Genomic DNA, 19,078 nt, shown 5'->3' on the forward strand with positions numbered 1-19,078 from the left:
GGGCCAACGAAGACCTTTGAACCATGGCCACTATCCACGTAGACGGCAAAGCGCTCGAAGTCGACGGGGCAGACAACCTGTTACAGGCATGTCTGTCGCTGGGCCTCGACATCCCTTATTTCTGCTGGCACCCCGCGCTTGGTAGCGTCGGGGCTTGCCGCCAGTGCGCGGTCAAGCAGTACACCGACGAGAACGACACCCGTGGTCGCATCGTCATGTCCTGCATGACCCCGGCCACCGACAACACCTGGATCTCCATCGACGATGAAGAATCCAAGGCGTTCCGCGCCAGTGTTGTTGAATGGCTGATGACCAACCACCCGCACGACTGCCCTGTGTGCGAAGAAGGCGGTCACTGCCACCTGCAAGACATGACGGTGATGACCGGCCACAACGAGCGCCGTTATCGCTTCACCAAACGCACCCACCAGAACCAGCAACTGGGCCCGTTCATTTCCCACGAAATGAACCGCTGCATCGCTTGCTACCGCTGCGTGCGTTTCTACAAGGATTACGCTGGCGGCACCGACCTCGGTGTATTCGGCGCCCATGACAACGTGTACTTCGGTCGCGTTGAAGACGGCACCCTCGAAAGCGAGTTCTCCGGCAACCTCACCGAGGTCTGCCCGACCGGTGTGTTCACCGACAAGACTCACTCCGAGCGCTACAACCGCAAGTGGGACATGCAATTCGCACCGAGCATCTGCCATGGCTGCTCGAGCGGTTGCAACATCTCCCCGGGCGAGCGTTACGGCGAACTGCGTCGCATCGAAAACCGTTTCAACGGTTCGGTGAACCAGTACTTCCTGTGCGACCGTGGCCGTTTCGGTTATGGCTACGTCAACCGCACCGACCGTCCACGTCAGCCACTGCTGGCCGACGGCACCAAGCTCGGTCTGGATGCTGCACTGGATAAAGCCGCTGACCTGCTGCGCGGGCGCAACATCGTCGGTATCGGTTCGCCGCGTGCCAGCCTTGAAAGCAACTATGCGTTGCGCGAACTGGTCGGCGCCGAGCACTTCTACTCGGGTATCGAAGCGTCCGAACTAGAGCGCATCCGTCTGGTCCTGCAAGTGCTGAAAGACAGCCCGCTGCCTGTGCCGAACATGCGTGACATCGAAGACCACGATGCAATTTTCGTCCTCGGTGAAGACCTGACCCAGACCGCCGCCCGTGTGGCGCTGTCGCTGCGTCAATCGGTCAAAGGCAAAGCTGAAGACATGGCCGAAGCCATGCGCGTTCAGCCTTGGCTCGACGCGGCGGTGAAGAACATCGGTCAGCACGCGCTGAACCCGCTGTTCATCGCCAGCCTGGCGGAAACCAAGCTCGACGACATTGCTGAAGAATGTGTACACGCCGCTCCAGACGATCTGGCGCGCATCGGTTTCGCCGTGGCTCACGCTCTGGACGCCAGCGCCCCTGCCGTTGAAGGTCTGGACGCTGAAGCACTGGAACTGGCCAAGCGCATCGCCGACGCCCTGCTCGCTGCAAAACGTCCGCTGATCATCGCCGGTACTTCGCTGGGCTCCAAAGCCTTGATCGAAGCCGCCGCGAACATCGCCAAGGCGCTGAAGCTGCGCGAGAAGAACGGTTCGATCAGCCTGATCGTCCCGGAAGCCAACAGCCTTGGTCTGGCCATGCTCGGTGGCGAATCGGTCGACGCGGCGCTGCAAGCTGTCATCGATGGCAAGGCTGACGCGATCGTTGTGCTGGAAAACGATCTATACACCCGCACCGCCAAAGACAAAGTCGATGCTGCACTGAACGCTGCGCAAGTGGTGATCGTTGCTGACCATCAGAAAACGGCTACCAGCGACCGCGCGCATCTGGTTCTGCCAGCCGCAAGCTTCGCTGAAGGCGACGGTACTTTGGTCAGCCAGGAAGGTCGCGCCCAGCGCTTCTTCCAGGTTTTCGACCCGCAATACATGGACGCGAGCATCCTGGTTCACGAAGGCTGGCGCTGGCTGCACGCCCTGCGCGCGACCCTGCTGAACCAGCCGATCGACTGGACGCAACTCGACCACGTCACCGCTGCCGTTGCTTCAAGCACCGAGCAACTGGCGCGTATCGTCGACGCTGCACCGTCCGCCGCGTTCCGCATCAAGGGTCTGAAACTGGCGCGTGAGCCGCTGCGTTACTCCGGTCGCACCGCGATGCGCGCCGACATCAGCGTTCACGAACCGCGCACCCCGCAAGACAAGGACACCGCGTTTGCCTTCTCCATGGAAGGTTACTCGGGCTCTGCCGAACCGCGTCAGCAGGTGCCGTTTGCCTGGTCGCCGGGCTGGAACTCGCCACAAGCGTGGAACAAGTTCCAGGACGAAGTCGGTGGTCACATTCGCGCTGGCGACCCGGGCACCCGCCTGATCGAAAGCACTGGCGATTCGCTGAACTGGTTCGCCGCTGCGCCACGTGCGTTCAACCCGGCGCCGGGCACCTGGCAAGCCGTGCCGTTCTTCCACCTGTTCGGCAGCGAAGAAAACTCTTCGAAAGCCGCACCGGTTCAAGAGCGCATTCCGGCTCCATACGTTGCTCTGGCCAAGTCCGAAGCGGATCGTCTGGGCGTCAACGACGGTGCGCTGCTGAGCCTGAACGTGGCCGGTCAGACCCTGCGTCTGCCGCTGCGCATCAATGAAGAACTGGGCGCCGGTCTGGTGGCATTGCCTGCGGGCATCGCCGGCATTCCACCGGCATTCGCCGGCGTATCCGTCGACGGTCTGCAGGAGGCAGCGCAATGACCTGGTTCACCCCTGAAGTGATCGATGTGATCCTCTCGGTCGTCAAAGCCATCGTGATTCTGCTGGCCGTGGTGGTCGCGGGCGCGTTGCTCAGCTTTGTCGAACGTCGCCTGTTGGGCTGGTGGCAGGACCGTTACGGTCCGAACCGCGTTGGTCCGTTCGGTATGTTCCAGATCGCCGCCGACATGCTGAAGATGTTCTTCAAGGAAGACTGGACCCCGCCGTTTGCCGACAAGGTGATCTTCACCCTGGCACCGGTGGTGGCGATGTCCGCCCTGCTGATCGCCTTCGCGATCATCCCGATCACCCCGACCTGGGGCGTCGCGGATCTGAACATCGGCCTGCTGTTCTTCTTCGCCATGGCCGGTCTGTCGGTCTACGCGGTGCTGTTCGCCGGCTGGTCGAGTAACAACAAGTTCGCCCTGCTCGGCAGCTTGCGTGCGTCGGCGCAGACCGTGTCCTACGAAGTGTTCATGGGCCTGGCCCTGATGGGCATCGTGGTCCAGGTCGGCTCGTTCAACATGCGCGACATCGTCGAGTACCAGGCGCAGAACCTGTGGTTCATCATTCCGCAGTTCTTCGGCTTCTGTACTTTCTTCATCGCTGGCGTCGCCGTGACTCACCGTCACCCGTTCGACCAGCCGGAAGCGGAACAGGAACTGGCCGACGGTTACCACATTGAATACGCTGGTATGAAATGGGGCATGTTCTTCGTCGGTGAATACATCGGCATCATCCTGATCTCGGCGCTGCTGGTCACCCTGTTCTTCGGTGGCTGGCACGGTCCGTTCGGCATCTTGCCGCAACTGGCGTTCGTCTGGTTCGCACTGAAGACCGCGTTCTTCATCATGCTGTTCATCCTGCTGCGCGCTTCCATTCCGCGTCCGCGTTATGACCAGGTGATGGATTTCAGCTGGAAATTCTGCCTGCCACTGACCCTGATCAATTTGCTGGTGACCGCTGCAGTCGTGTTGTGGAACACGCCTGCGGTCGCGGTTCAGTGAGGATTTGACCCATGTTCAAATATATTGGCGACATCGTTAAGGGTACTGGTACCCAGTTGCGCAGCCTGGTCATGGTCTTCGGCCATGGCTTTCGCAAACGCGACACCCTGCAATACCCGGAAGAAGCGGTCTACCTGCCACCACGCTACCGTGGTCGCATCGTCCTGACCCGCGACCCCGATGGCGAAGAGCGTTGCGTTGCCTGCAACCTCTGCGCTGTGGCTTGCCCGGTGGGTTGCATCTCGCTGCAGAAAGCGGAAACCGAAGACGGTCGCTGGTACCCGGACTTCTTCCGTATCAACTTCTCGCGCTGCATTTTCTGCGGTCTCTGCGAGGAAGCCTGTCCGACCACCGCGATCCAGCTGACGCCGGATTTCGAGATGGCCGAGTTCAAACGTCAGGACCTGGTGTACGAGAAAGAAGATCTGTTGATCTCCGGCCCCGGCAAAAACCCTGATTACAACTTCTATCGTGTTGCAGGTATGGCAATCGCTGGCAAGCCGAAAGGCTCCGCGCAGAACGAAGCCGAACCGATCAACGTGAAGAGCTTGCTGCCTTAAGGAAGAACGATGGAATTCGCTTTCTATTTCGCATCGGGTATCGCTGTTGTGTCCACGCTTCGCGTAGTCACCAACACCAACCCTGTGCACGCCCTGCTCTACCTGATCATCTCGTTGATCGCCGTGGCCATGACCTTCTTCGCACTCGGCGCACCGTTCGCCGGCGTGCTAGAAGTGATCGCCTACGCCGGCGCCATCATGGTGCTGTTCGTGTTCGTGGTGATGATGCTGAACCTCGGCCCGGCCTCGGTTCAGCAAGAACGCGTCTGGCTCAAGCCCGGCATCTGGGCCGGTCCGGTGATTCTCGCCGCCTTGCTGCTGGCCGAACTGCTGTATGTGCTGTTCGCTCACCAGAGCGGCCAGGCCATCGGCCACACCACCGTAGACGCGAAAGCCGTGGGCATCAGCCTGTTCGGCCCGTACCTGCTGGTGGTCGAACTCGCCTCGATGCTGCTGCTTGCCGCAGCCGTCACGGCGTTCCATTTGGGCCGTAACGAGGCGAAGGAGTAAGACATGCCTGCTATCCCTCTCGAACATGGTCTGGCAGTTGCCGGCATCCTGTTCTGCCTTGGTCTGGTCGGCCTGATGGTCCGCCGCAACATTTTGTTCGTGTTGATGAGTCTGGAAGTGATGATGAACGCCTCTGCACTGGCGTTCATTGTTGCAGGCGCCCGTTGGGGCCAGCCGGATGGACAGATCATGTTCATCCTGGTGATCAGCCTTGCAGCCGCCGAGGCTAGCATTGGTCTGGCGATCCTGCTGCAACTGTATCGCCGCTTCCACACGCTCGATATCGACGCTGCCAGTGAGATGCGCGGATGAATCTTATCTTTCTGACTTTCGTATTCCCTCTGATCGGTTTCCTGCTCCTGTCGTTCTCCCGTGGACGCTGGTCGGAAAACCTCTCGGCGCTGATCGGCGTGGGTTCCATTGGCTTGTCGGCGATTGTCGCCGCCTACGTCATCTGGCAATTCAACGTCGCACCACCCGAAGGCGGTCACTACACCCTGGTGCTGTGGAAGTGGATGGCGGTCGAAGGCTTCAAGCCTGACTTCGCCCTCTACGTTGACGGCCTGTCGATCACCATGCTCGGCGTGGTTGTCGGTGTAGGTTTCCTGATCCACCTGTTCGCATCCTGGTACATGCGCGGTGAAGCGGGTTACTCGCGCTTCTTCTCGTACACCAACCTGTTTATCGCCAGCATGCTGTTCCTGGTGCTCGGCGATAACCTGTTGTTCCTGTACTTCGGTTGGGAAGGCGTAGGCCTGTGCTCGTACCTGTTGATCGGTTTCTACTACAGCAACCGCAACAACGGTAACGCCGCGCTCAAGGCGTTCATCGTGACCCGGATCGGCGACGTGTTCATGGCCATCGGCCTGTTCATCCTGTTCCAGCAAGTGGGCACGCTGAACATCCAGGAACTGCTGGTGCTGGCACCGCAGAAATTCCAGGTCGGCGACTTCTGGATCACCTTGGCGACCCTGATGCTGCTGGGTGGCGCGGTCGGTAAATCGGCACAACTGCCGTTGCAAACCTGGCTCGCGGACGCGATGGCTGGCCCTACTCCGGTTTCGGCACTGATCCACGCCGCGACCATGGTGACCGCCGGTGTCTACCTGATCGCCCGTACCCACGGTCTGTTCACCCTGGCGCCGGAAATCCTCCACCTGGTCGGCATCGTTGGTGGCGTGACCCTGGTTCTGGCCGGTTTCGCCGCACTGGTACAGACCGACATCAAACGTATCCTCGCCTACTCGACCATGAGCCAGATCGGCTACATGTTCCTGGCGCTGGGCGTTGGTGCATGGGATGGCGCGATTTTCCACCTGATGACCCACGCCTTCTTCAAGGCCCTGCTGTTCCTTGCTTCCGGTGCGGTGATCGTTGCCTGCCACCACGAGCAGAACATCTTCAAGATGGGCGGTCTGTGGAAAAAACTGCCACTGGCCTATGCCAGCTTCATCGTCGGTGGTGCTGCGCTGGCCGCTCTGCCACTGGTTACCGCAGGCTTCTACTCCAAGGACGAAATTCTTTGGGAAGCGTTCGCCAGCGGCAACCACGGCCTGCTTTACGCAGGTCTGGTCGGCGCGTTCATGACCTCGCTGTACACCTTCCGCCTGATCTTCATCACGTTCCACGGTGAAGCCAAGACCGAAGCCCACGCCGGTCACGGCATCTCGCACTGGCTGCCACTGTCGGTGCTGATCGTACTGTCGACTTTCGTCGGCGCGATGATCGTGCCACCGCTGCACGGCGTACTGCCGGAAAGCGTTGGCCATGCCGGTGGCGAAGCCAAGCACAGTCTGGAAATCGCTTCGGGCGCCATTGCCCTGGCCGGTATCCTGCTGGCAGCGCTGCTGTTCCTCGGCAAGCGTCGCTTCGTCACGGCCATCGCCAATAGCGGCATCGGCCGTTTCCTTTCGGCCTGGTGGTTCGCTGCCTGGGGCTTCGACTGGATCTACGACAAACTGTTCGTCAAGCCTTACCTGGCGATCAGCCACGTACTGCGCAAAGACCCGCTCGACCAGACCATCGGTCTGATCCCGCGTATGGCCAAGGGTGGTCACACTGCCCTGAGCCGCACTGAGACCGGTCAACTGCGTTGGTACGCTGCTTCGATGGCTGCTGGTGCCGTGCTGGTCATTGGCGCCATCGTGCTGGTAGCGGTCTGATATGAACCTTGCGAATTTGCGAAAGGAAACGAGCCCGTCATGATTCTGCCTTGGCTAATCCTGATCCCCTTCATCGGCGGCCTGCTGTGCTGGATGGGTGAGCGCTTCGGCGCTACCCTGCCCCGCTGGATTGCGCTGTTGACCATGACCCTGGAACTCGCCCTCGGCCTCTGGCTGTGGGCCCACGGTGACTATTCATTTGCGCCGGCGCCTGGCGCCGATCCGACCTGGGCGCTTGAGTTCAAGCATGTCTGGATCCAGCGCTTCGGCATCAACGTGCACCTGGCCCTCGACGGCCTGTCGCTGTTGATGATCCTGCTGACCGGTCTGCTGGGTATCCTCTCGGTACTCTGCTCGTGGAAAGAGATTCAACGTCACGTTGGCTTCTTCCACCTGAACCTGATGTGGATCCTGGGCGGCGTTGTCGGCGTGTTCCTCGCCCTCGACCTGTTCATGTTCTTCTTCTTCTGGGAAATGATGCTGGTGCCGATGTACTTCCTCATCGCGCTCTGGGGTCACAGTTCTTCGGACGGCAAGAAAACCCGGATCTACGCAGCGACCAAGTTCTTCATCTTCACTCAGGCGTCCGGCCTGATCATGCTGGTGGCGATCCTCGGTCTGGTACTGGTCAACTTCAACAACACTGGCGTGATTACTTTCAACTACGCCGACCTGTTGAAAACCAAGATGTCGATGACCACCGAGTACATCCTGATGCTCGGCTTCTTCATCGCCTTCGCGGTCAAGCTGCCAGTTGTTCCGTTCCACTCGTGGTTGCCTGATGCCCACGCCCAGGCGCCGACTGCCGGTTCCGTCGACCTCGCCGGTATCTTGCTGAAAACCGCTGCCTACGGTCTGCTGCGTTTCGCCCTGCCGCTGTTCCCGAACGCTTCGGCCGAGTTTGCGCCGATCGCCATGACCCTCGGTCTGGTCGGGATCTTCTACGGTGCGTTCCTCGCTTTCGCCCAAACCGACATCAAGCGTCTGATCGCCTTCTCTTCCGTTTCCCACATGGGTTTCGTGTTGATCGGCATCTACTCCGGCAGCCAATTGGCCCTGCAAGGTGCAGTGATCCAGATGCTCGCGCACGGTGTGTCGGCGGCGGCACTGTTTATCCTCAGCGGTCAGTTGTACGAGCGTCTGCACACTCGTGACATGCGTGAGATGGGCGGTCTGTGGTCGCGTATCGCTTACCTGCCGGCGATCAGCCTGTTCTTTGCGGCCGCCTCCTTGGGCCTGCCGGGTACCGGTAACTTTGTCGGTGAATTCCTGATCCTGATCGGCACTTTCGCCAGCGCTCCATGGATCACCGCGATTGCCACTTCCGGTCTGGTGTTCGGTTCGGTCTACTCGCTGATCATGATCCACCGTGCCTACTTCGGTCCGTCGAAATCGGATTCGATCCTGCACGGTATGGACGCTCGCGAACTGATCATGGTGCTGGGCCTTGCGGTGCTGCTGGTTTACCTCGGCGTCTACCCGCAACCGTTCCTCGACACCTCTGCCGCCACGATGCATGGCGTGCAGCAGTGGCTCGGCACCGCCTTCACTCAACTCGCTTCGGCCCGGTAAGAGCGCTATGGAATTCACGATTCAACACTTTATTGCGCTTGCGCCACTGTTGATCACCAGCCTCACCATTATCGTGGTGATGCTGGCAATCGCCTGGCGCCGCAACCACTCGCAGACCTTTCTGATCTCGGTCGCCGGTCTGAACCTGGCCTTGCTGTCGATCCTGCCAGCCCTGAAAGTCGCGCCTCTGGCCGTGACTCCACTGCTGCAGATCGACTCGTTTGCCTGTCTGTACATGGCGCTGATCCTGGTCGCCACCCTCGCCTGCGTCACCCTCGCCCACGCCTACCTGGGTGATGGCGGTACGGGTTACCCGGGCAACCGTGAAGAACTGTACCTGCTGATCCTGATGGCCGCTGCCGGTGGTCTGGTTCTGGTCAGCGCGCAGCACCTGGCCGGCTTGTTCATCGGTCTGGAACTGCTCTCGGTACCGGTTTACGGTCTGGTGGCTTACGCCTTCTTCAACAAGCGTTCGCTGGAAGCCGGCATCAAATACATGGTGCTGTCGGCTGCCGGTTCCGCGTTCCTCTTGTTCGGTATGGCGCTGCTGTACGCAGACTCGGGTTCGCTGAGCTTCGTTGGCATCGGTCAGGCTCTGGCTGCGACTGGCCTGCCTAGCTCGCTGGCACAACTGGGCCTGGGCATGATGCTGATCGGCCTGGCGTTCAAACTGTCGCTGGTGCCGTTCCACCTGTGGACGCCGGACGTCTACGAAGGTGCTCCGGCACCGGTGGCGGCGTTCCTCGCCACTGCGTCGAAGGTTGCGGTGTTTGCGGTGATGGTGCGTCTGTTCCAGATCTCCCCTGCTGCCAGCAGCGGCGTCCTGAGCGACGTGCTGACCGTCATCGCCATCGCCTCGATCCTGTTCGGTAACCTGTTGGCCCTGACCCAGAGCAACCTCAAGCGTCTGCTCGGTTACTCGTCCATCGCGCACTTCGGCTACCTGCTGATCGCACTGGTGGCAAGCAAGGGTCTGGCGGTGGAAGCCATCGGCGTGTACCTGGTGACTTATGTGATCACCAGCCTCGGCGCCTTCGGCGTGATCACCCTGATGTCCTCGCCGTACAACGGCCGTGACGCGGACGCCTTGTACGAATACCGCGGCCTGTTCTGGCGCCGTCCGTACCTGACTGCCGTCCTGACCGTGATGATGCTGTCGCTGGCGGGTATCCCGCTGACTGCTGGCTTCATCGGCAAGTTCTACATCATCGCTACCGGTGTTGAATCGCACCAATGGTGGCTGGTCGGCTCCTTGGTACTGGGCAGCGCCATCGGCGTCTTCTACTACCTGCGCGTGATGGTCACCCTGTACCTGATAGAGCCAAACCTGCGTCGCCACGACGCCCAACTGCACTGGGAACAGAAGGCAGGCGGCGTGATGCTGCTGGCTATCGCCCTGGTCGCGTTCTTCCTGGGTGTGTACCCGCAGCCATTGCTGACTCTGGTTCAGCAGGCGGGTCTGGCGGGCTGATAGTTCGGCTGGCTAGAAATGAAAACGGCACCTTCGGGTGCCGTTTTTGTTTTTGTGGGATCTTTTACCAATGCTATGCCCTTCCTACTGAAATCCCCGAAATCTCGCGCCCTACTGTTGGGTTCCTCCTACAGCCAGAATTTGGCTTTTTGCTTATCTTGTTCGACGTAAAAGACATCGATCCAAATCGAGTCCGTCTTCAGGAACGAGAAAATAAAACTCCAGCGGAAATCAGAAATGAACAACACAAATGGCCAATCAAAACCTGAGGACGCGACCAGACCGACACCTCCCCATAAACCTTCTGTTCCGGTTGTACGTCGCGTCGTGAACGAGAAAGTCATTAACCGTAAAGAAATAGCGCTGGATCGCAAGTAACGTAGAAGCACAAAAGTCTACTAGCTACGCAAAACGGCACCTTCGAGTGCCAGTTTCGTTTTGTAGAGTTACCGTCAAAAGATCACAGCCTTTAGAAGATGCCGAAGACTGAGGTCTTTTGATCTCAACGCCCTCCCCTTTTTAGGAATTTGCCTGCAAACCCCTGAGCAATGGCTGACATTCCGTAGAAGACATTTTTCGTTAAATTCGGGGATCACATATCAAGTGGAGATCCACGAACCATGAAGCGGGATATTTATTCAGAATTGATGAATGGCCTTGATGCGTTAGCCGAAGAACGCCAAGGCAAAATCACCTTGAAGAAGACCCGGGTAACACGGATCGGCGCCATGAAAGGCAAACTCATACTTCCCGCCGAAATTGATGCATCTGTATCACATGGCTTGCTGGATACCTTCGAAAGATAAAAGCCACATCCGCTCACATGTGATCTATCAGAATCATCCGGATTACTGTGGGAGCGAGCCTGCTCCGGGCGGCGTTCCGACGAAGGCGTCGGCACATCAACCCTCTTCAGAGCCTGGCACTCCGCTTTCGTCGGAACGCCGCCCAGAGCAAGCTCGCTCCCACAGGTTTGTGTGGCGTTCACTCAATCCATATAACCACATGACGAAATTGTAATTCCCCCATCACCTCGACGTTATCCGCAGTTTGCAACGATGTCACCCGGCGACCATGCCGGCGGGCCCTGCCCCGTCGAACAATAAAACCCACGCCGAAGCACGTTCCCGTTCTGCCAAACCCAAGGAGTGTTTGATGGTTAACCCTACAAAAATATCGATGGCCGCTTTAGCGGTGGTGGTCGGCGCCGGGCCGTCCACGGTGTTTGCTGAAGACAAGCCTGAAGGTTTTGTCGAAGGCAGCAGCCTGACGGTGCTCAACCGTAACTTCTACTTCAATCGTGATCATCGCAACGGCCAGTCCAGCCCCACCGGCAACGGTTATTCCGAGGCCTGGTCGCATGCGGTGATCAGCAAGTTCGAATCCGGTTTTACCCAAGGCACCGTCGGGATCGGTGTCGATGCATTTGCGATGATTGGTCTGAAACTCGATACCGGTGACGGACGCAACGGTGGGCGCAGTTCGTTTGATGTATTGCCGGTCAACAGTGACGGCGAGGCGCGGGACGAATACACCAAGGTCGGCGGCGCCGCGAAAATCCGGGCGTTCGATACGGTGGTCAGGGTGGGGGATGTGTTCCCGGCCAACCCGATGGTCGCGGCCGGTGACTCGCGCTTGCTGCCGGAGAGCTTTCGCGGGGTGACGGCGACCAACACCAGCATTGAAGGTTTGTCGGTGCAGGGTGGCCGATTGCATGCGATGAGCCAGCCGGCGTCCAGCGACATGCGCGAGAACTTCGCCACGTTCTACGCTGGCCCGGTCAATTCGCCGTGGATTGCTTACGGTGGCGGCGATTACGCATTGAACAAGAACCTCAGTTTCAGTCTGTATTCCAGCCGTCTCAAGGATGCGTGGAATCAGTACTACGCCGGCACTGCCTGGACTTATCCGCTCTCGGATGACCTGTCGCTGTTCGGTGGCCTGAACTATTACAAGGCCGTCGATGAAGGCAAGCAACTGCTCGGCGAGTTCGACAACAACATCTGGAGCGGCCGCGTCGGCGTCAAACTTGGTGCCCACTCTGTCGCCCTCTCCCACCAGCGCAACAACGGTAATGACGACTTCGATTACCTGCGCCAGTCCGACTCGATCTTCCTCGACAACTCGATCCAGTACAGCGACTTCAACTCGCCGAAAGAACGTTCGTGGATGGTGCGTTATGACCTCGACATGAGCACCTACGGCGTACCGGGTCTGTCGTTCATGACCCGTTACGCACGCGGCACCGACGCTGATTATTCAAACGCTAACGCCGTGTATATGCGCCGCGATGCCGAGGGCAATCCGCTGACCGATCAGCAACGTTGGGAGCGCGATATCGAAGTCAAATACGTGGTGCAAAGCGGTTCGATGAAAGATCTGTCACTGCGCTTGCGCCAGGCCACAACCCGCGCCACGGCGTTCGAGTCGGATCTGGATGAAGTGCGGGTGATTGTCGAGTATCCGCTGGCGATTCTTTGATTGCGCGGCTGATACAAATTCACCTTTAGAAGCTCCTTGCTCCTTTGGTAAGAGGTGAATCTTTTGGCGTCCTTCGGGGCGCTTTTTTTGCTTTGCGTTTTGCCGTGGTTATGTTTTCCAGGTTTAGGCCCGGCCCTCACCCTAGCCCTCTCCCAGAGGTAGAGGGGACTGACCGAGTTGGCTGTTGCAGATACATCGACCTGAAAAACCGGGGCGTACTCTGGTTTTGAATGGCTTGAAAGCCTGCTCCCTTCCCCCTCGAGTAGAGGGGACTGACCGAGTTGGTTGTCGAAGATACATCGACCCGAAAAACCGGGGCGTACTCTGATTTTGAATGGCTTGAAGATCTGCTCCCCTCGCCCCCCTGGGGGAAAGGGAACGGACCGAGCTGGTTGCTGAAGATACACCGACCTGAAAAACCGGGGCGTACTCTGATTTTGAATGGCTTGAAGATCTGCTCCCTTCCCCCTCGCCCCCTCGGGGGAGAGGGCTGGGGTGAGGGGGCAGGATTTTGAGGTCAACGCAAAAACAACGGATAAAACCCGGCCATTGATAGCTACGCCGCAGGATCTACGTTATCCAGCGCTCTGTTCACCGCCAGTTCGCCAAGCATGACGACCTGCGCGATGCCGAGCAGGGTCTTGCGATGGGTGCCGCCTAATAGCGCGGCGAAGTCGCCGAGCATCACCGTGGCAGAGGCCAGGGATTCGCTGGCGTTGGCCAGTAATGATTCGGTATCGGCTTTGGGATTGACCAGGAACATCTGGTTGGGGATGTACGGCGCGGACATGATGGCGGCTGAGGGTTTGAGGTAGAAATCGAGGGCGCGGTCGGCGGCTTCGTGGAGTTTTCGGGTGTCGACGGAGGCGTAAGGCGATGTTGAGTTGGCGTCGGGGATTGCGTCTGTTTCGGGGGGATTCGGGGTTGGCTTTTTCATGATATTTCTCCTTCATAACGTTGAAGCTGATCCATTCGGTTCCACGCGAAGGGGTGGCAGCTGTACGCAGGTTGGAACCCGGGGAACGGAGAAACCCGGCAGACTCGAAAGTCTCCCGCGCACAGCCGCCATAACAGACTGCACACCATGAAGGTGGGCAAGCATACGTCATGAAAGACGCTTTGGCGCTGACACGTTCTCCGGGGTTCCAATCCCGATCGCTGATTTGGCAGCGACCCACACAGGCTAGAGAGCGGACGTCCGACGGACAACCTGAAAACATTGTGGGAAGGTTCCGCACTTCTCACACAACACTTAAACATTACGAATTGAAATACAGAACGTGTAGGAGCTGCCGAACGCGGCCCGAGCCTTCGGCAGCTCCTACACGGGGCCGCGTTTCGCCGTAAATGATTCAGCTCCCGCCGTTTCGACACACGCCCATCACGTTGTACTTGATGGTGTTGAGCTGCCCCTTGGAGTCCTCATAAGTCATGGCCGTCGGCACCACTTTGCACGCAGGCTGCGGCTTCACCACACTCACCACTTTGACCACGTCCAGCTTCATTCCGTATTCATAATCCTTCACCACCGGCGGCGCTTTGCCCTGGTTGGCGGCGTACTGTTCCATGGCTTTGCTGTTGGCGCTGAGTGCGCGTTCGAAAGTGCGATCACCGCCACCTTCGGCCAGCACATTTACCGACGTCGCCATGACAGCCGCGAATGCGATCAACTTGAGTACTTTCATATCCATTTCCTTCCCGTCCGAGCTTGAAAAAAAAGCCCGGCATCGATGCGCGATGAAGGGCTTGTTCAGATGCAGCAGGCTTACAGGTCGCGGGTTTTGTCGTCTTTCTTGTCGTTGACGACCACCGGGTTGGCGGCGGCTTTTTCCTTGGCGACGAACAACTCCATGGAGCGGTCGTTGTTAGTCATCATGCGGTCGAATGTACGGTCACCGCCGCCTTCGGCCAAGGCCACGGAAGAGATCGCCAACGCCACAACAAGAGCACCCATCTGTACGATTTTCATCTTTGATTCCTCGTTTAAGTAACTGACGGGATCAAGGTAACAATCCGAACCTATCGTGACGGTGGCGGGGAAATTACATATCCGTTATCTGCCGGATCAGTGCACGTAACCCCTGTGGGAGCGAGCTTGCTCGCGAAGAGGCCGGATCAGTCGACTGATTTGTTGAATGACACACCGCCTTCGCGAGCAAGCTCGCTCCCACAAGGGAATTACCTATTTAGTTGGAACAGCGTCCTCATCCCGGCGATGGGCAAGTTGGTATAGCGCCGGCAAGATCAGCAGCGTGAGGATCGTCGAGGAGAGTATTCCGCCGATCACTACGGTGGCGAGCGGCCGCTGCACTTCGGCGCCGGTGCCAGTCGCAAGCGCCATCGGAATAAACCCCAGCGACGCCACCAACGCCGTCATCAACACCGGCCGCAAACGCGTCAACGCACCCTCATGAGTCGCGTCCGACAGCGAGCGCCCCTCTTCCCGCAAATTACGAATAAACGCAATCATCACCAACCCGTTCAACACCGCAACCCCGGACAACGCGATAAACCCGACACCCGCCGAAATCGACAGCGGAATATCCCGCAACCACAGCGCCATCACCCCACCGGTCAACGCAAACGGAATCCCGGTAAACACCAGCAAGCCGTCCTTGAGATTGTTGAACATCATGAACAACAAGCCGAACACCAGCAGCAACGCCACAGGCACCACAATCTGCAAGCGCTTGGCCGCCGATTGCAGTTGCTCGAACTGCCCGCCCCAACTGGTCCAGTAACCCGCCGGAACCTGCACGTCACGTTCGATCACCTCACCGGCCTCGCTGACGAACGAGCCGATATCGCGCCCGCGCACGTTGGCGCTGACGATCACCAGGCGCTTGCCGTTCTCGCGGCTGACCTGATTCGGCCCGAGCACCAGGTCGAGGCTGGCGACTTCCTTCAGTGCGATAAAACCGATTTGATTCGCCGCTGCGTTCAAAGGCGCCGGCACTGGAATCAGCAACGCCGACAGCCCGTCGATGTCCTTGCGCATGGCATCGGACAAACGCACAACCATGTCGAAGCGCCGATCACCTTCATACAAGGTCCCGGCCTGCCGCCCGCCTACCGCGACGGCGATGGTGTCCTGCACATCACCAACGTTCAGCCCATAACGCGCAGCCTTGTCGCGATCAATGTTGATGGTCAGCACCGGCAGCCCGGTGGTTTGCTCGACCTTCACCTCAGAGGCACCGTTGACCTTCTGCATCGCTGCCGCGATTTTCGCAGCGGTGGCGTTGAGCACGTCCATGTCATCACCGAACACCTTCACCGCGACATCACTGCGCACCCCGGAGATCAGTTCGTTGAAGCGCAGTTGAATCGGCTGCGACAGCTCGTAGTTGCTGCCCGGCAACGTCGCGGCGGCAGCCTGCAACTCGGCCATCAGGGATTCGCGGGACTTGTCCGGGTCCGGCCATTGCTCTTTCGGTTTGAGCATCACATAGCTGTCCGAGATATTCGGCGGCATCGGATCCGAGGCGATTTCGGCGGTGCCGGTGCGGGCAAAAACGCGCTCGACTTCCGGCACCTTCGCCAGAATCAACGTCTCCAACCGCTGCTGCATATCCACCGATTGCGTCAGGCTGGTGCCCGGCACGCGCAGCGCTTGCAGGGCAAAATCCCCTTCGCTCAGGCTCGGTACAAACTCGCTGCCCATACGACTGGTGAGCACACCGCTGAGCACGATCACGCCCAACGCCGCGCCCACTGCGATTGCGCGATGGGACATGACCCAAGCCAGCGCCGGCGCATAAACACGACGTGCGCCACGCATCACCGCGCCCTCTTCTTCCTTGACCTTGCCAGTAACGAACAGCGCAATCGCCGCCGGCACAAAGGTCACGGAAAGCAGCATCGCGCCAAGCAAAGCGATGACCACGGTGAACGCCATCGGGTGAAACATTTTCCCTTCGACGCCGCTCAACGCGAAGATCGGCAGGTACACGACCATGATGATCAACTGGCCGAAAATCAGCGGTCGCCGCGCCTCTTTCGCTGCGGCAAAGACTTCCTTGAAACGCTCGGCACGGGTCAGCAAACGTCCGTGATGCTGCTGCGCATGGGCCAGTCGGCGCAGGGTGTTTTCGACGATCACCACCGCGCCGTCGACGATAATGCCGAAGTCCAGCGCGCCGAGGCTCATCAGGTTGGCGCTGACCTTGTTGCTGAACATGCCGGTGAAGGTGAACAGCATCGACAGCGGAATCACCATCGCGGTAATCAGTGCCGCGCGGATGTTGCCGAGGAACAGAAACAGAATCGCGATGACCAGAATCGCGCCTTCGATGAGGTTCTTTTTCACCGTGGCAATGGCTTTGTCGACCAGGTGCGTGCGGTCGTACACCGGCACCGCGATCACGCCTTGCGGTAGAGATTTGTTGATCTGTTCGAGCTTGCTGGCGACCGCTTGCGAGACCGTGCGGCTGTTCTCGCCGATCAGCATGAACACCGTGCCGAGCACCACTTCACGCCCGTTTTCGGTGGCCGCGCCGCTGCGCAATTCGCGGCCGATTTCCACTGTCGCGACGTTCTTCACCCGGATCGGCGTGCCGTCGACATTGGCCATGACGATGTTGGCGATGTCCTCGGTGCTCGCCACTTGCCCCGGCGCGCGGATCAGCAATTGCTCGCCGCTGCGCTCGATGTAACCGGCGCCGACGTTGGCGTTGTTGCGCTCAAGCGCAGTGACCAGATCGGTGAGCGTCAGTTTGTACGCGGCCAGGCGTTTCGGGTCCGGCGCGATCTGATATTCCTTGGCGAAACCGCCGATGGTGTTGATCTCGGCGACGCCCGGCACGTTGCGCAATTGCGGCTTGATGATCCAGTCCTGAATCACCCGCAGGTCGGTCGGCGTGTAGGCTGTGCCGTCGTCCTTGAGTGCGTCCTCCTTGGCTTCCACTGTCCATAAAAAGATCTCGCCGAGGCCGGTGGAAATCGGCCCCATGACCGCCTCTGCGCCTTCAGGCAATTGCTCCTTGGCGATCTGCAAACGCTCGTTGACCAATTGGCGGGCGAAGAACAGGTCGGTGCCGTCCTTGAAGATCACCGTGACTTGCGACAGGCCCGAGCGCGACAGCGAACGGGTCTGTTCGAGTGCCGGCAGACCGGCCATGGCCGTTTCAATCGGGAAGGTGATGCGCTGCTCGGTTTCCAGCGGCGAAAACCCGGCGGCACCGGTGTTGATTTGCACCTGGACGTTGGTGATGTCGGGCACGGCGTCGATCGGCAGCTTTTGATAACTGGCAATGCCGAGGCCGGCCATAAGCAGAACGGCGAGCAGGACGATGATGCGCTGCTCGATGGCAAACTGGATCAGGCGTTCGAACATGAGGACCTTCCAGAATTAATGACTGTGCTCGGCTGAGGCTTTGCCCAGTTCCGATTTGAGGACGAAGCTGCCGGCGCTGGCGACTTGCACGCCTGGCTCCAGGCCTTGGGTGACCTCGACGTGGCCGGCGGCGCGGCTGCCCAGCTCTACTGCGCGCGCTTCGAAACCGTCGTCGGTGCGAACGAATACCGTGGGCTTGTCCTCGACGGTCTGGATCGCGGTTTCCGGTACGGCGACTTGCGCTTCGCGGCTGTCGGTCGCCACCAGCGCAGTGACGAACAGACCGGGGCGCCACGAGCCTTGCGGGTTTTCCAGCGTCACGCGTACGGTTGCGGTGCGCGTCTGTTCGCCGAGCAAGCTGCCAACGTAAGCCACGCTGCCAACCACTTCAGCGTTCAGTTCGGGTGCACTGACGGTGACCGTTTTGCCTACTTGGACCTTGTTCAGATCCTTCGGTGAAACGCCGAACGTGACCCACACTCGCGACAAGTCCGAGAGGGTGAACGCCGCTGTGCTTTCATCGACCACCTCGCCCGGCGTCAGGTGTTTTTCTACCACCACGCCATCGAACGGCGCGCGCAGTTCGTAGCGATTGCCGCCAGTGGCGACCACGCTGCCGCTGAGCACGCTGATCTTTTGCCGCGCATTGCTCACGGCGATTTCGGCTTCTTGCAGTGCCTGGCGCGCCTGGAGGAAATCCTGCTCGGCAGAGATCTTGTCCTGCCAGAGTTTTTTCTCGCGTTCATAAGTGGTGCGCGCCAAGGTCAGGCGACGTTGCGCGGCCGCCTGTTCGCTGCGTTGATCGGAGATCTGCTGACTGGCGATCACTGCCAGCAACTGGCCCCTCTTCACGGTTTGCCCGAGGTTGACCGCCACCGACTCGACCACACCCGGGACGCGCGGCACGATGTGGGCGGTGCGGTCTTCGTCGAAGCGCACTTCGCCGGGGAACGGCAGGCCACGACTGATGTTCTGCGCCTTTGCTTCAGCCAATTGGATGCCGGCAGCACTGATCTGCTCCGCACTCAATTCGATGTGTCCCTCTTCGGCATGGTCAGCCGCTGCACCCTCTTCGGCGTGATCGGCATGTTCGGAAGCCTCGTCGGCATGCGCGTCGATGCTTGCGTTACCGGCCCACTGCGAGCCGATACCAATGCCCAGGGCCAACGTCGCCACCGCGACCACCATCAATTTTTTATCCATGGAAACTCCTCTGCGCCGAGCCATCGCGCAGTTGTCTGAAAA

The 19,078-nt window shown here is 59.5% G+C and carries 14 protein-coding genes and 1 pseudogene; 10 read left to right on the forward strand and 5 right to left on the reverse strand.

The annotated features are described in order from the left end of the window. Positions 1–23: 23 nt before the first annotated feature. The 10 genes and pseudogenes from nuoG to AB4O01_RS09130 all read left to right on the forward strand — a co-directional run bounded on the left by nuoG (position 24) and on the right by AB4O01_RS09130 (position 12,498). The gene (nuoG, locus tag AB4O01_RS09085) at positions 24–2,738 is read left to right on the forward strand and encodes an NADH-quinone oxidoreductase subunit NuoG (protein WP_150693916.1); all 2,715 of its coding nucleotides are present in this window, start codon (positions 24–26) and stop codon (positions 2,736–2,738) included. Continuing rightward, positions 2,735–3,742, forward strand: coding sequence for an NADH-quinone oxidoreductase subunit NuoH (nuoH, locus tag AB4O01_RS09090; RefSeq protein ID WP_007920179.1), 1,008 nt, complete (start codon positions 2,735–2,737; stop codon positions 3,740–3,742). Before nuoG ends, nuoH begins: the two co-directional genes overlap by 4 nt. An 11-nt stretch (positions 3,743–3,753) precedes the next feature. Further along, a complete protein-coding gene (nuoI, locus tag AB4O01_RS09095) occupies positions 3,754–4,302 on the forward strand; it encodes an NADH-quinone oxidoreductase subunit NuoI (RefSeq protein WP_007920177.1) in 549 nt (182 codons plus the stop codon). A gap of 9 nt (positions 4,303–4,311) precedes the next feature. Continuing rightward, positions 4,312–4,812 (forward strand): NADH-quinone oxidoreductase subunit J, encoded by a 501-nt coding sequence (nuoJ, locus tag AB4O01_RS09100; RefSeq protein WP_007920176.1) that lies wholly within the window; start codon positions 4,312–4,314, stop codon positions 4,810–4,812. A gap of 3 nt (positions 4,813–4,815) precedes the next feature. Beyond that, positions 4,816–5,124: an NADH-quinone oxidoreductase subunit NuoK gene (gene nuoK, locus AB4O01_RS09105; protein ID WP_003223790.1), complete on the forward strand. Its 309-nt coding sequence runs from the start codon at positions 4,816–4,818 to the stop codon at positions 5,122–5,124. Further along, positions 5,121–6,974, forward strand: coding sequence for an NADH-quinone oxidoreductase subunit L (nuoL, locus tag AB4O01_RS09110; RefSeq protein WP_007920175.1), 1,854 nt, complete (start codon positions 5,121–5,123; stop codon positions 6,972–6,974). The genes nuoK and nuoL overlap by 4 nt, the downstream gene beginning before the upstream one ends. A gap of 39 nt (positions 6,975–7,013) precedes the next feature. Beyond that, on the forward strand, positions 7,014–8,546 hold the full coding sequence (gene nuoM / locus AB4O01_RS09115) for an NADH-quinone oxidoreductase subunit M (protein WP_077573624.1): 1,533 nt from the start codon (positions 7,014–7,016) through the stop codon (positions 8,544–8,546). A 7-nt stretch (positions 8,547–8,553) separates the two neighbouring features. Beyond that, the gene (nuoN, locus tag AB4O01_RS09120) at positions 8,554–10,017 is read left to right on the forward strand and encodes an NADH-quinone oxidoreductase subunit NuoN (RefSeq protein ID WP_064117786.1); all 1,464 of its coding nucleotides are present in this window, start codon (positions 8,554–8,556) and stop codon (positions 10,015–10,017) included. A gap of 620 nt (positions 10,018–10,637) precedes the next feature. Then, positions 10,638–10,730 (forward strand): annotated as a pseudogene (locus AB4O01_RS09125) (transcriptional regulator); the annotation flags it as partial. 442 nt (positions 10,731–11,172) lie between these two features. After that, complete coding sequence (locus tag AB4O01_RS09130; RefSeq protein ID WP_460091431.1) at positions 11,173–12,498, forward strand: OprD family porin; 1,326 nt, start codon at positions 11,173–11,175, stop codon at positions 12,496–12,498. A gap of 556 nt (positions 12,499–13,054) precedes the next feature. On the opposite strand, the gene AB4O01_RS09135 is transcribed toward AB4O01_RS09130, so the two are convergent. From AB4O01_RS09135 to AB4O01_RS09155, 5 genes are all read right to left on the reverse strand, one after another. Continuing rightward, the gene (locus AB4O01_RS09135) at positions 13,055–13,435 is read right to left on the reverse strand and encodes a DUF6124 family protein (RefSeq protein ID WP_460091432.1); all 381 of its coding nucleotides are present in this window, start codon (positions 13,433–13,435) and stop codon (positions 13,055–13,057) included. Positions 13,436–13,850: 415 nt separating this feature from the next. Continuing rightward, positions 13,851–14,183 (reverse strand): DUF2790 domain-containing protein, encoded by a 333-nt coding sequence (locus tag AB4O01_RS09140; RefSeq protein WP_460091433.1) that lies wholly within the window; start codon positions 14,181–14,183, stop codon positions 13,851–13,853. A gap of 80 nt (positions 14,184–14,263) precedes the next feature. After that, positions 14,264–14,467, reverse strand: coding sequence for a co-regulatory protein PtrA N-terminal domain-containing protein (locus AB4O01_RS09145; protein ID WP_460091434.1), 204 nt, complete (start codon positions 14,465–14,467; stop codon positions 14,264–14,266). Between the two features lie 213 nt (positions 14,468–14,680). Continuing rightward, positions 14,681–17,833 (reverse strand): CusA/CzcA family heavy metal efflux RND transporter, encoded by a 3,153-nt coding sequence (locus AB4O01_RS09150; RefSeq protein ID WP_460091435.1) that lies wholly within the window; start codon positions 17,831–17,833, stop codon positions 14,681–14,683. Positions 17,834–17,848: 15 nt separating this feature from the next. Beyond that, entirely contained in the window at positions 17,849–19,036 is a 1,188-nt protein-coding gene (locus AB4O01_RS09155; RefSeq protein WP_460091437.1) for an efflux RND transporter periplasmic adaptor subunit, read from the reverse strand. Positions 19,037–19,078: the final 42 nt, after the last annotated feature.

This window comes from Pseudomonas sp. S2_E02, assembly GCF_054668355.1.

What these genes read in the sequence shown, in the direction of transcription:
- nuoH (WP_007920179.1), top strand. Translation starts at nt 2,735, where the DNA reads ATGACCTGGTTCACCCCTGAAGTGATCGATGTGATCCTCTCGGTCGTC.
- AB4O01_RS09135 (WP_460091432.1), bottom strand. Translation starts at nt 13,435, where the DNA reads ATGAAAAAGCCAACCCCGAATCCCCCCGAAACAGACGCAATCCCCGAC.
- AB4O01_RS09155 (WP_460091437.1), bottom strand. Translation starts at nt 19,036, where the DNA reads ATGGATAAAAAATTGATGGTGGTCGCGGTGGCGACGTTGGCCCTGGGC.
- AB4O01_RS09140 (WP_460091433.1), bottom strand. Translation starts at nt 14,183, where the DNA reads ATGAAAGTACTCAAGTTGATCGCATTCGCGGCTGTCATGGCGACGTCG.
- AB4O01_RS09150 (WP_460091435.1), bottom strand. Translation starts at nt 17,833, where the DNA reads ATGTTCGAACGCCTGATCCAGTTTGCCATCGAGCAGCGCATCATCGTC.
- nuoL (WP_007920175.1), top strand. Translation starts at nt 5,121, where the DNA reads ATGAATCTTATCTTTCTGACTTTCGTATTCCCTCTGATCGGTTTCCTG.
- nuoN (WP_064117786.1), top strand. Translation starts at nt 8,554, where the DNA reads ATGGAATTCACGATTCAACACTTTATTGCGCTTGCGCCACTGTTGATC.
- nuoM (WP_077573624.1), top strand. Translation starts at nt 7,014, where the DNA reads ATGATTCTGCCTTGGCTAATCCTGATCCCCTTCATCGGCGGCCTGCTG.
- nuoJ (WP_007920176.1), top strand. Translation starts at nt 4,312, where the DNA reads ATGGAATTCGCTTTCTATTTCGCATCGGGTATCGCTGTTGTGTCCACG.
- AB4O01_RS09130 (WP_460091431.1), top strand. Translation starts at nt 11,173, where the DNA reads ATGGTTAACCCTACAAAAATATCGATGGCCGCTTTAGCGGTGGTGGTC.
- nuoI (WP_007920177.1), top strand. Translation starts at nt 3,754, where the DNA reads ATGTTCAAATATATTGGCGACATCGTTAAGGGTACTGGTACCCAGTTG.
- AB4O01_RS09145 (WP_460091434.1), bottom strand. Translation starts at nt 14,467, where the DNA reads ATGAAAATCGTACAGATGGGTGCTCTTGTTGTGGCGTTGGCGATCTCT.
- nuoK (WP_003223790.1), top strand. Translation starts at nt 4,816, where the DNA reads ATGCCTGCTATCCCTCTCGAACATGGTCTGGCAGTTGCCGGCATCCTG.
- nuoG (WP_150693916.1), top strand. Translation starts at nt 24, where the DNA reads ATGGCCACTATCCACGTAGACGGCAAAGCGCTCGAAGTCGACGGGGCA.